The 11,374-nt window shown below is 40.7% G+C and carries 12 protein-coding genes; 9 read left to right on the forward strand and 3 right to left on the reverse strand.

The features are described from left to right. Nucleotides 1-294: 294 nt before the first annotated feature. The 6 genes from UF75_RS21730 to UF75_RS21755 all read left to right on the forward strand — a co-directional run bounded on the left by UF75_RS21730 (nucleotide 295) and on the right by UF75_RS21755 (nucleotide 6,191). Nucleotides 295-1,656, forward strand: coding sequence for a DASS family sodium-coupled anion symporter (locus UF75_RS21730; RefSeq protein ID WP_242860380.1), 1,362 nt, complete (start codon nucleotides 295-297; stop codon nucleotides 1,654-1,656). 128 nt (nucleotides 1,657-1,784) lie between these two features. Then, nucleotides 1,785-1,964 (forward strand): hypothetical protein, encoded by a 180-nt coding sequence (locus UF75_RS21735; protein WP_045576647.1) that lies wholly within the window; start codon nucleotides 1,785-1,787, stop codon nucleotides 1,962-1,964. A 168-nt stretch (nucleotides 1,965-2,132) separates the two neighbouring features. Further along, nucleotides 2,133-2,708 (forward strand): TetR/AcrR family transcriptional regulator, encoded by a 576-nt coding sequence (locus UF75_RS21740; protein WP_045576648.1) that lies wholly within the window; start codon nucleotides 2,133-2,135, stop codon nucleotides 2,706-2,708. A 134-nt stretch (nucleotides 2,709-2,842) separates the two neighbouring features. Continuing rightward, nucleotides 2,843-4,042, forward strand: coding sequence for an iron-containing alcohol dehydrogenase (locus tag UF75_RS21745; RefSeq protein WP_045576649.1), 1,200 nt, complete (start codon nucleotides 2,843-2,845; stop codon nucleotides 4,040-4,042). Nucleotides 4,043-4,047: 5 nt separating this feature from the next. Beyond that, nucleotides 4,048-5,946 (forward strand): aldehyde ferredoxin oxidoreductase family protein, encoded by a 1,899-nt coding sequence (locus UF75_RS21750; protein ID WP_045576650.1) that lies wholly within the window; start codon nucleotides 4,048-4,050, stop codon nucleotides 5,944-5,946. Beyond that, nucleotides 5,943-6,191, forward strand: a complete 249-nt coding sequence (locus UF75_RS21755; RefSeq protein ID WP_045576651.1) for a MoaD/ThiS family protein — start codon at nucleotides 5,943-5,945, stop codon at nucleotides 6,189-6,191. The genes UF75_RS21750 and UF75_RS21755 overlap by 4 nt, the downstream gene beginning before the upstream one ends. 179 nt (nucleotides 6,192-6,370) lie before the next feature. Here the strand turns inward: UF75_RS21755 and UF75_RS21760 are convergent, their stop codons facing one another. Next, nucleotides 6,371-7,264, reverse strand: a complete 894-nt coding sequence (locus tag UF75_RS21760; protein ID WP_045576652.1) for an RluA family pseudouridine synthase — start codon at nucleotides 7,262-7,264, stop codon at nucleotides 6,371-6,373. A 175-nt stretch (nucleotides 7,265-7,439) separates the two neighbouring features. Between UF75_RS21760 and UF75_RS21765 the strand changes: the two genes are divergently transcribed. Next, nucleotides 7,440-7,892 (forward strand): HD domain-containing phosphohydrolase, encoded by a 453-nt coding sequence (locus UF75_RS21765; RefSeq protein ID WP_052693523.1) that lies wholly within the window; start codon nucleotides 7,440-7,442, stop codon nucleotides 7,890-7,892. Between the two features lie 143 nt (nucleotides 7,893-8,035). Here the strand turns inward: UF75_RS21765 and UF75_RS21770 are convergent, their stop codons facing one another. Further along, nucleotides 8,036-8,509 carry a hypothetical protein gene (locus UF75_RS21770; RefSeq protein ID WP_045576653.1) on the reverse strand — a complete coding sequence of 158 codons (474 nt, stop codon included), beginning with the start codon at nucleotides 8,507-8,509 and terminating at the stop codon, nucleotides 8,036-8,038. A gap of 290 nt (nucleotides 8,510-8,799) precedes the next feature. Then, entirely contained in the window at nucleotides 8,800-8,964 is a 165-nt protein-coding gene (locus UF75_RS29395) for a hypothetical protein (protein ID WP_197079498.1), read from the reverse strand. A 673-nt stretch (nucleotides 8,965-9,637) separates the two neighbouring features. Here UF75_RS29395 and UF75_RS21780 point away from each other — a divergent pair. Both UF75_RS21780 and UF75_RS21785 read left to right on the forward strand, forming a co-directional pair. Beyond that, nucleotides 9,638-10,504 (forward strand): nitroreductase family protein, encoded by an 867-nt coding sequence (locus tag UF75_RS21780; protein ID WP_045576655.1) that lies wholly within the window; start codon nucleotides 9,638-9,640, stop codon nucleotides 10,502-10,504. Nucleotides 10,505-10,534: 30 nt separating this feature from the next. After that, nucleotides 10,535-10,843 (forward strand): hypothetical protein, encoded by a 309-nt coding sequence (locus tag UF75_RS21785; protein ID WP_045576656.1) that lies wholly within the window; start codon nucleotides 10,535-10,537, stop codon nucleotides 10,841-10,843. The last annotated feature ends 531 nt before the right edge of the window (nucleotides 10,844-11,374 follow it).

An 11,374-nucleotide genomic window follows, 5' to 3' on the forward strand; every position in this document is an offset into this window, starting at 1 on the left:
TCCTATAATAAGAACATCAACCTTTTCCACAGTTTTTCTTTACCTTTCATCAATGTAATACTATAAAATATGATAAAATATTACAACAATATGTGTCAAGGCAGTTTTCGAGTTTGAATTTCGCGCAACTTCCAATTGAAGCCTATGAAGGAAGTCGACAAGTGAGATGTTGAAAGAACTAGTTAAAACTAGAAAACATAAGGATAAGTGAGTATATGAGCCAGACCATCAAGGTTCCGACAAATCGAGGTCTATTGAGCGGGCGAACTCTTAAAATCCTCATCCCCATCTTGTTTGCAGTCCTCTTTTTTTATAATTCCGGCACCAAGAGGCTTAGAACTACAAGCTTGGAAGTTATTTGGGATCTTTGTAGGAACAATTCTTATGCTGATGTTGCAAGGACTTCCAGAAGCAAGTGCTATTTTTGTCGGAGTGTCGGCTGCCGGTCTGTTTGTCGTCCCTCTTAAAGATGTTTTAGTAGGCTATACAGATACTACTGTATGGCTAATTGTGGTGGCTATTATGATGAGCCTAGGGTTTAAAAAAAGTGGGTTAGCAAAACGTGTGGGACTCATGCTTATCAAAGCATTTGGTAAAAGTAGTCTGGGGCTGGGTTATGTTCTCGGGGTTACTGATCTCATGCTGGCAACGACGATTCCCGGAGCCCCGGCACGGGTGGGAGGATTGGTCTATCCCTTGGCCCAAGGAATATTTGAGGTCGTCGGATCTAAACCCTATGAGAACCCTCGTCGGCTAGGCGCTTATCTCACGGTCTTGCTCTATATGATGGATATGGTGGCGGGAAGTTTGTTTATGACGGGAATGGGTCCGAACCTCCTTTCCATGAAACTCGCTGCGCAAATTTTAGGAGTTCAAGTGAGCTGGGGTTTATGGACACTAGCAGCCGTTCCTGGTTTTCTTGTGTTTATTCTCCTTCCTTACATAGTCTATAAGCTGTATCCCCCTGAATTAATCTCTGTAGAAGAGGTTCGAGAAATGGCTCGTGAACAACTTAGTAGCCTAGGCTCAGTCACGAAACAGGAGATGATTGCCGGGGTAACCTTTTTCCTTTGTCTGTTATTATGGGCAACTAGTAGTATGTCACAAATTGACACGACGCTAGTTGCGTTTCTCGGGGTCACCGTTATGATTCTAACCGATGTGATCCAATGGAAGGATATCGCTGATTCGAATGAGACCTGGGGAATTTTGATTTGGTTCGGTGGAATTATTGGATTATCGTCAGCCCTTGACAAACTTGGGTTCTTCAAGTGGTTGACCATAGTGATGAAAGATGCTCTACCTCAGGGTATCGGTACGTTTACCACGTTTGTGATCATTGCGTTGTTGGCGATTATTCCACACTATGTTTTCCCGTCACTCCTCGGTTATGTTGCCACCTTTGCACCGGTTATCTTCAGTTTTGTAGCAGTCACTGGGGCTCCAAAGTATCCAGCCACGTTCCTGGTTGCATTTCTCATGGTAATTTCCTCAGCTCTGACGCATTATGGGAATGGCTTAGGGCCTTTACTGATGGCCACAGGTTATGTGGAAAAAACAGCTTGGTGGAAGATAGGTTTTATAGTAACCTTATTAGCAACTCTCGTTTATCTCACAATTGGTTTAGCGTATTGGAAACTTATTGGCTTATGGTAACGAGGGAAGAAGGATTTCTTCAAATTTTTGTTAGAACCGTAATTGTATGGAGGAATTATTGTAGCTTATCTAGAATCATAATTTAGTAGTGGTAAATCGTGGAACTGCTTAAGAGGGAGGAACATTTTATGAAAAATTGTGAAATGAAGTTGAATGGCAATGTATTGACTATAACCGTTGATATCTCCAAGGAATTTGGTAAATCAGCTTCGGGGAAAAGCATAATTATTGCCTCGACTGAAGGAAATATATCAATACCAGAGAAAGAAGATATCAAGATCGGTCTAAATGTTTATCGAAAACCATAATGAAATTATTCTCGGGTTCACCGCGAATAATTTCATTGTAGTGGGTGTATTCTTTGTGGAAATTGTCAGTAGAATTGAGGTCTCAATGTTCAGCTTTAGCTGAACGAGTCGATCAAAAAGAATAAGGATGTAATTATTAGGTCTGACGACCGACATATGGGGTGAAAAATGAGTAATCAAGTTACTGAGGGTCAAATCATAAGTACTCGACAAAGTATCCTTGATGTAGCCAGTCAATTGATAGCTCAGAAGGGTGTCAAAAATACCAGTCTGGCCGATATCTCAAAAGAAGTGGGCATAAGCAAAGGAACATTATATTATTACTATTCCAATAAGAATGATATTATCTATGACATTGCGGATATTCATCTTAAACAAATAACTGAAGAACTTTTATCCTGGATTGATAATATTGAGCATAATATCGCACCGGAGGAAATATTAAAGGTGGTGTTTGAAAGAATATCAACGGCTGAAACCAGAGGTAAGCTACATCTTTATCTTATCAGTGATGCAGTAACAAGTAATGAACCTCTTAAGCAGCGATTCAGGGAAAAATATAAGGAGTGGAGAATTGCACTGGAAAATGGTTTGAGAAAGGTGTTGAACGATAGAACAGTCGACTATGGAGTATTATCTTATATAATACTAGCAGCACTTGATGGATTTACAATTCAGTGGAGGCTTGGCGAGGAAGAAATCCCAATTGGCGGTATAGCAGAAATATTATCTAAGGTTCAATAAATCTTTTATTCCTAATCGGTCGGTCGGACGACTGACAAGAATAATGAAGGAGGTATCTAGAAGGTTAGAAGAATTTATGGTAAAAAAGTATCGGTAAAATTCCATACCGTAAAAGTGGAAGAGGGGGTTTTATAATGTATCAATTGTATTGTAGGGCTTATCAAAGTGCTTTCAAATTGGTTTCATACATACTGCCCTGGCGTAAGCCGGAGTTAATTCGAGGAGCAAACAGCTTGAATAAGCTACCAAAGCTCATAAAAAGTAAGGATATCGACAGCGTTTTGATTGTAACTGACAAGATAATTGCCTCACTTGGACTTATGGATGAACTGTTTAAAGGTTTAACCGATGAGGGTGTTCACTTTGTTGTGTATAAAGAAACTGTTCCGAACCCAACTATTGATAACATAGAAGACGCACTACAGATGTACAAAGCTAATCATTGCCAGGGTATCGTTGCTTTTGGTGGTGGTTCACCTATTGATTGTGCAAAGGGGGTCGGTGCACGTGTAGCCAGACCCCAAAAGAGCATTTCTCAGATGAAGGGGGTATTTAAGGTTCTAAAGAAAATCCCTCCTCTATTTGCTATTCCAACAACCTCTGGTACAGGGAGTGAAACCACAATTGCTGCAGTTATAACTGACAGCAAGACTCATGAAAAGTATGCAATCAATGACACTTCACTGATTCCCCATTATGCTGTACTTGACCCGGTGCTTACGGTTAATCTGCCACCGCATATTACCTCAACAACCGGGATCGATGCTTTGACACATGCTGTTGAGGCTTATATTGGTAGAAGTAACACAAAAGAGACAAAACAGTACAGTAGGGAAGCGGTAACGTTAATCTTTGAAAACATCTTCGAAGCCTATTCCAACGGCAGCAACCTTGTTGCACGGAGGAATATGCAACAGGCTTCATTTTTGGCAGGCTTAGCCTTTACACGAGCTTATGTTGGTTATGTCCATGCGGTCGCACACACGCTGGGTGGATTTTACTCATTACCTCATGGACTAGCGAATGCCATTATCTTACCGTATGTTTTAGAGTATTATGGTAAGTCGGCACATAAATCTTTAGCAGAACTGGCTGATTTGGTTGGTTTAAGTGCACTCAGCGACAGCAGTGAACAAAAAGCAGTAAAGTTTATTGAAGCAATTAAGAACCTTAACCAAACGATGGGGATTCCCAATAAGGTGGACTGTATTGTTGAAAGTGATATTCCTTTGATGGTAAAACGTGCTCTGGCAGAAAGTAACCCACTTTATCCTGTGCCAAAGATTATGTCTGAAGAGGATATCACGGCCATTTATTATTGTATTAAGGAGTAGATAGTATGTTTGGTTACGCTGGGAAAATTGCTAAGATTAATTTGAGCAGTGGTATCGTTGTGGACTACCCCGTATCTGACAAGGACAGAGAAATGTTTTTAGGAGGCAAAACGCTGGCGGCAAAAATTATTTATGATTCTTTGCAGAGCAAGGTGGAAGCATTTTCTGAGGAAAACATAATTGTCATTACTACTTCACCTCTTACCGGTTCTACGTCACCGTGTTCATCCAGGTTTAATGTGTCTACAATTTCACCGTTGACTGGTCTTCTAGTCTCCTCAAATTGCGGTGGAAGCTTTGGATTGCACCTGAGACGAGCGGGGTATGATGGGCTAATTCTTTGCGGAAAAAGTCAAGCAAAGGTCTATGTTGATATTACGGATCAAGAAATTTTAATTAAAAATGCAGAACACTTATGGGGCAAGAATACTAGCGAGACCCAACAACTGCTGGGTGGGAAAAATAAAGGGAAGTTCGTCATCGGTATTGCAGGCGAAAATATGGTCAGGTATGCAGCTGTGATTAGTGATGAGCGTGCAGCAGGGCGTGGCGGAGTTGGTGCCGTGTTTGGCTTTAAAAATCTTAAAGGGATTGTGGCCAGTGGAAAAGAGAGTATAGAAACGTTTGCTAAAGAAGATTTTAAAAAACACAACCTGAACTGGATTAAAAAGCTGAAATCGCATATACTGACCGGCGAACAGCTGCCAAAGCTGGGAACGGCGTCGCTTGTTAGTATGATGAATTTTCGCAATCAACTTGCTACTAAGAATTATTCAAGGGGCAGTTATGACGACTTTGAAAAGATTAATGGTGAAACCTTAAGGCAGGATCATTTAATAAAAAACAAGGGTTGCGTAACTTGCCCAATTCAGTGTGGTCGGGTGGTTAAAGCTTATGGAAAAGAGGTTAAAGGACCTGAGGTAGAAACATTGGGTTTGCTAGGAAGCAATTTACTAAACAATGATCTGCAAAGTATCTTAAACCTAAATCATTTATGCGATGAGTATGGACTTGATACGATTAGCTTTGGCAGTAGTGTTGGGTTTGCAATGGAGCTCAATCAAAAAGGCTTATGGAATAATGGTTTGACCTTTGGCGACTGCTCGAGTCTAGAGGAATTAGTGGAAAAAGTAGCAACTCGTCAAGGAATCGGCGATGAATTGGCAGAAGGAACAAAACGCATTTCCGATAAATATGGCGGAAGTGATTTTGCCATGAATGTCAAAGGACTTGAAATCGCTGCTTATGAACCGCGTGCAGCACAGGGAATGGGGTTAGGATATGCAACAGCAAACAGAGGTGGTTGTCACTTAAACGGAGGTTATCTTGTTGTGCTTGAAGGACTGGGGCTGGACGTGAGTGGAAAGAAAGCTAGGGGAAAAGCAGCCTATGCAATCTTCTTTCAAGATTTGATGGAGGTAGTATCTTCTGGTGGTACTTGTCTATTTTCCACTTATTCCTTATTACCAGAGATATTGGTTAAAAATCCAAATAACAATCTTGTAAGGTTTATTAACAAGGCAATCCCTTCGTTTGGATGGTTAGTAGGCTTTTTACATAACCACACCGGATTAATGAGTTTTAACATAAAAGGTATCTTGCCACATCCCTATTCAATTCAATCAGTGACAGGCTTTAAAACGACTATAGGAAGCTTTATTAAGACAGGTGAAAGGGGTTATAATCTAGAAAGAATTATCAACCTTAGGCAAGGTCTGAAGGGTAGTGACGATACCCTGCCCAAGAGGCTTACCAGTGAACTTCAAAGGGCAGATGATCCTGACAGTAAGGTAAAACTGCAAGGGATGATTAAGGACTACTACAAAATTAGAGGCTGGGATGAACAGGGTGTGCCCACAAAACGTAAACTAAAAAAGCTGGGTTTGGAAGACTATAGTGTATGATAACGGTTAAATTTTTTGGGTTGATTAGTGTTGACTATAATATTAGGCAGCTACATGTCAAAGAAGGTACAGTAAGACAAGTGTTAAATGAAATCAGGCACGGCTGCCCAAACATCTCAGAACAGCAGCTATTGCAGGTAATTATGTTTATCAATAAACAGCATATTAGTGGCAATAAGCGTCTTTCAGTGGTACTCAAGGACGGGGATGAGTTGGTGTTAATCAGTCCTTCAAGCGGGGGATAAGATGAAAACTAACATCGCCACTTATGCTTCTATAACAAAAAAACAAAAGCGTCCTCTCCATTTATTGAGTGAATGGGACGTTTTTGATTGTTGTAACAACATAGAATTTGGGGGACTGAGTTTTCACCCACCCTCTTTCAGGTTATGAAAGCGAGTTTGAGGTAAATTTTTGGCATGTTTTACCCGGAGTAATGCTCAAGTACTCGCAAAAAATCTGTTGGAAACGGAGCTTTAACCGCAATTTCACGTTGCTCAACCGGGTGTGGGAAGTGCAAAGAAAAGGCGTGTAAGGCTTGTCCAGAAATAAGAGCTGAGCCTTTTCCGTACATCCTGTCCCCGATAATGGGATGTTCAAGATAGGATAAATGAACACGGATCTGATGTGTCCTGCCGGTAGCCAGAGTCAGTTCTAACAGGGAAGCTCCGGAAAAGCTCTGAAGCGTCTTGTAATGAGTTATGGCCTCGTCTCCTCTTTGGTTAACCGCGCGCCGGTTCGGCTTGGTAGGATGTGGGCCGATTGGCGCATTGATTGTTCCAACCGGAGGATCCACAATCCCATTTACCACGGCTTGATAAGTACGCTTCAGGCTTCCTTCCTTTAGAAAATCATCTAACAGGGTTTGGGTATTGCTGTCTTTGGCAAATACAACACACCCCGAAGTCTCTCTGTCCAGGCGGTGTATGGGACGAACTGTGTAGATCGCTCCTTGTTGTTGATAATAATGAGCGAGATAATTGCTTAATGTGCCCCGGGAAGTTTGGCCTGCCGGATGCACTAAGAGACCAGAGGGTTTGTTCAAGACTATTAAATAGCCATCTTCATACAATAGTTCAATGGGTCCTGGCTCCGGTTCTACCCCGTAGGATAAGTCATCAAGAGTCAGCACGCGCAAAATATCTCCCGTTTTAACCTTCTTCTGCAAGAAAACGGTTTTCTTATTCAGAACAATTCCCTTTTGGCGGGTCAACTTCTGAATTTTCCGTCCCGAATAGTTCAGAACCTGTTTTAAGTAGACCTCGACCGTCAGGCCCTGATGCTCTTCTACGATCGTGTATGTAGTATATGATTTCATTGTTCTAGTTCCAATCTATTCACTCTTCCACCTCTAGTGGCCGTTTTTAGTAGAGCCTTTTTGCCTTTGCTTTTAATATTATCATATTTTTTACTCCTTTTTCGAGAAAATTGTTAGATTGAAACCGAAGCTAGAAAAGTATGAACTAATTAATAAAAAGCAAGAAGAGATTTAAATGTTTTATCTGGCTGGTTTACTTCATGATTTGGGAAAACTAGCGATTCCTAATGAAATTCTGATTAAACCAGGAAAGCTCACAGTTAAGGAATTTGACCTTATTAAACAACATCCATATTACGGCTTTCGTATTCTTGAACAAATTGAGGAATTCAATTTAATTGCCTCCTGGGTCTCTCAGCACCATGAATCATTAGATGCTGAGGGTTATCCGTGCAAGCTATCAATGGATAAAATTACTTTGGGAGCTCGCATTATCACAGTAGCGGATATTTTTTGCGCATTAAAGGAAGATAGACCTTATAGAAACGGATTATCTGTTGAACAGACATTGGTAGTTATGACCAATATGGCCGTTCAAAATAAAATAGATTCTAATTTGGTGAATTACATACGTTTAAATGCTAGTATGATTGCCAATTTAGTTATAAAAAAAACAATAACTCAATAAGGTGGGGTGCAAGAAAGCCTCCCATGGGCCTTCTACTTGAATTAAAATACCTCAGCAAATGCAGTGAACTGCAGCGAACTAGAGCCAAGAAACTTTTGATAGTTTCTTGGCTCTAGTATACTTATACGGTTCATTTTAGTTGCTTAGAAAGATCCTCTGCCCATTCCGCCTCCATTACGTTGACTTGCACCATACCCCATACCTTGGCCTTTCCCCAGACCCATTCCCTGTCCCTGTCCGAATCCTGCTGCCATGCTTTTCCCTATTCGAGCGCTTCCAGTTCCGTCGCAGGTAGTTTGATTCGTTTTTATTGAGTTCAAGATAGCGTCTGCTTGCTCCTGCGTAAGGTTACCATCAGCCACTCTTTGTTCAAGGATTGATTTCTTTTGCTCAAGAGTCAGAGCTTTGAACTCGTCTAACTTACCGGCTTCGTCAGCAATAGTGCCGTAGGTTTTTCCTGTTGCTCTTTCTGTAATTACTTGTTCTACGGTTTTTCCAGTCAAGCCTGCTGTGATTTCTGCTGTAGTCTTACCGGTAACAGCAGCGAAAGCAGTTCCGGTTACCCCTAAGAGTCCGACGATAGTGGCGGCTGCAATGTAAGATTTAATGTTTTTCATTTCAATTCACTCCTTTTTCATTGATTAAGTTAACTTATGATTGAATTATAGTAAGAATCTTTGTCAAAAGTATGTCAAAAGTTTAAAATAACTATGTCATCGTTTATATTGTCCAAAACCTCAGGTTTTTAGGCCTTAATAACCTATAGTTGCAGTACGTGCTTAAAAACCGCTACTACCTAACGAATGTCCTAATAGATCTTTAAAAGGCTATCACGTTGTGAAGTGATAGCCTTTTAAAGATCTATTGTTAGTCTTGGTAGTCTAATCTAAACTATAAGAAGCTATTTTTAGAAGATAACGCCTAATGCGATAAGAATCAAAATTGCTACAGCAATTACGCCTACACCTGCACCTACACCTGCACCTACGCCATAACCACCACAAGCAACAGCTGGGGCAACAGGTTGAGGACAACATGCCCCGCTCATTCCACCATAACCCATTCCGTACATAAGAAGTTCCACCTTTCTGATTTAGAATACGATTCCCATAGCGATCAAAAGAAGAATTATTACTACAACTGCAGCGATCCCAGCACCAAAGCCTTTTCCGCAACCGCAACCTACTCCATCAACGTTTCCAAATGCCATTTGTATTTCCTCCCTTACCAGTGATACCCTATAGTATGCACAATTTATAAATAAGGAACAATATGGTAAATTAATACGACCCTCCGCGTTACGGGTGTATGACCTATTATTTGGGATGAATAATGGGCGTTGAACTTATGTATGGAAAGATGTTTTACCTGTAATACTAGAGTTATATTGTGATTGGAGGTATTTTATATGGGCGATAAAAGTCCGAAGAACAAGGAAAAGAAGAAAAAGAAATCTGAGAAGAAGGCAATTCCTCCCTTATCTTATACCTAGGCCCCCAATAAATGTTGTTAATCTCAAGCTTGACGACTTCGGTATTGAACCGGGGTCTATTTTTTTAGCCTTTGAAATCGTTGGAAATGAACATTGTAGTTTGTAAAAAAACAGGCAGTTTGTAAAAAACGTTTAAAGCATCTCCATAATTTGTTATAATTATTGTTTAAGGATTGGATGATGAGTTTAGGATGCTCACAAATAGTCGTTGGACTCGTGGTGCAGGAACTAGATTATACGAGGAGGTATTATGATGACGGATAAACAATTATTTGGAACGACGATTACTGAAATTATTAAACAGCGAATATCTGTCCGTACTTATTTAGCGCAACCCCTGACGCCCGATTTAAGTCAAACTTTACGAGGATTCTTTTCGACTCTTAGCGGTCCATTTGGTGGGACTGTCAGATTCGAACTGATCGAAAGAGATTTTGCGTTGAAAGATTCCAAGGCTAAGCTTGGGACTTATGGAGTGATTAAGGGTGCGTCGAGTTTCGTTGTTGCTGTGGTCGAAAAGGCCGACAAAGATCTAGAGGAATTTGGATATTCCCTAGAGAAATTAATTTTATATGCTACGTCATTAGGCTTGGGCACTTGTTGGCTGGGGGGGACGTTTAAAAAGAGCGAGTTTGCCAAAGCAATTAAGCAAAAAGATCACGAGATATTGCCTTGTATCTCACCGATTGGGTACCCCAGCAATCATAAAAGTTTTCTAGAATCAGCCATGAGATTTGCAGCCGGGTCAAATCAAAGGAAAGGATGGGAAGAACTGTTCTTCAGTGGTAACTTCAATCATCCCTTATCTGAGTCAGAAGCTGGCAGATACGTAACTCCTTTAGAGATGGTTCGGCTGGCACCCTCTGCTTCTAATAAACAACCGTGGAGGATTGTCAAAGATGCTAATAAGATTCATTTCTACCTCCAGCATACTAAGGGTTATGCAAAAGCTCTGGCTAATGATTTACAAAGAGTTGATATGGGGATTGCCATGTGTCATTTTGAACTAACAGCTAATGAATTAGGTGTTGATGGAAAATGGCATAACAGTGATCCAGGGAACATAAGTACACTACAAGATACAGAGTATGTTGTAAGTTGGGTCGAAGGTATTCAATAAATAGATAGATATTAAGAAGGAGGAGGTTTAGTGAACGCAGGATCCTGGGTTGCGATTTATCTACCATTGTTCATTATATTTATGATCGTTCTACCGCAACAACGAGCAGCATATAAGGCAGTAATATTTAAAAGTAGGAAGAGGAAAGGAGTAGTAGAGATGACAAACGAGCTGATTAAACGCTATATCGGGAAGAGTTGCCTGATATCTACTGGTTCTTTTGGCACTAATGTTAAAGGAAAAATTATTGATGTTAATGAAAATTGGTTTGAAGTTGAAACGAAAAAAGGTAGCGAACTCATTAATGCAGAATTTATTCAGAGTATAAAATTCGTATAAAAATCAAAAGCTGCCGTTATAGAACGGAGCGCAAACCCCTATAATGTTGGCTTCGGAGGCTTCGGAGGCTTCGGAGGCCGAGAATAATGTCAGTTAAAATAGTTGTTGACAGCATATGCTGAAAATGGTATTATAGCTGAGTGCCACATAACGCACTACGATCGAAACTGCAAGAAGTTAAGGCTTTAAGCGAATTGATCAAAACAAATGAAAATTAGTTATTGACAACGAGAGTTGAAAATGCTAATATGTAATTCCGGCCTAAACGGCCAAAAAGATTATGGTCTTTGGTCACCTCCCGCCATCCTGCAAGATGGTTAATACGTGCGAAGACAGTGTCTTCGGGCTCCGGTGACACCCAGACCATCACGGCAGCTAGCCATCCATGGCGCTGCTCTAATCTCGAACATCCCTGTTCGAGTCATGGTCTTTGAAAACTAAACAACAAGGACAGCCAATGAGAGAAACTCGCAAGAGTTTCAAAATAAATCATGAGCGAATCATCTTCTTCAAGTAAGAAGTTTGAATAAC

The organism is Desulfosporosinus sp. I2, assembly GCF_000960765.1.
Lineage (GTDB): Bacteria > Bacillota > Desulfitobacteriia > Desulfitobacteriales > Desulfitobacteriaceae > Desulfosporosinus.

Bases quoted from the DNA above. Each gene is read 5' to 3' on its own strand.
- UF75_RS21735 (WP_045576647.1), top strand. From the start codon at position 1,785: ATGAAAAATTGTGAAATGAAGTTGAATGGCAATGTATTGACTATAACC.
- UF75_RS21740 (WP_045576648.1), top strand. From the start codon at position 2,133: ATGAGTAATCAAGTTACTGAGGGTCAAATCATAAGTACTCGACAAAGT.
- UF75_RS21745 (WP_045576649.1), top strand. From the start codon at position 2,843: ATGTATCAATTGTATTGTAGGGCTTATCAAAGTGCTTTCAAATTGGTT.
- UF75_RS21750 (WP_045576650.1), top strand. From the start codon at position 4,048: ATGTTTGGTTACGCTGGGAAAATTGCTAAGATTAATTTGAGCAGTGGT.
- UF75_RS21755 (WP_045576651.1), top strand. From the start codon at position 5,943: ATGATAACGGTTAAATTTTTTGGGTTGATTAGTGTTGACTATAATATT.
- UF75_RS21760 (WP_045576652.1), bottom strand. From the start codon at position 7,264: ATGAAATCATATACTACATACACGATCGTAGAAGAGCATCAGGGCCTG.
- UF75_RS21765 (WP_052693523.1), top strand. From the start codon at position 7,440: ATGTTTTATCTGGCTGGTTTACTTCATGATTTGGGAAAACTAGCGATT.
- UF75_RS21770 (WP_045576653.1), bottom strand. From the start codon at position 8,509: ATGAAAAACATTAAATCTTACATTGCAGCCGCCACTATCGTCGGACTC.
- UF75_RS29395 (WP_197079498.1), bottom strand. From the start codon at position 8,964: ATGTACGGAATGGGTTATGGTGGAATGAGCGGGGCATGTTGTCCTCAA.
- UF75_RS21780 (WP_045576655.1), top strand. From the start codon at position 9,638: ATGACGGATAAACAATTATTTGGAACGACGATTACTGAAATTATTAAA.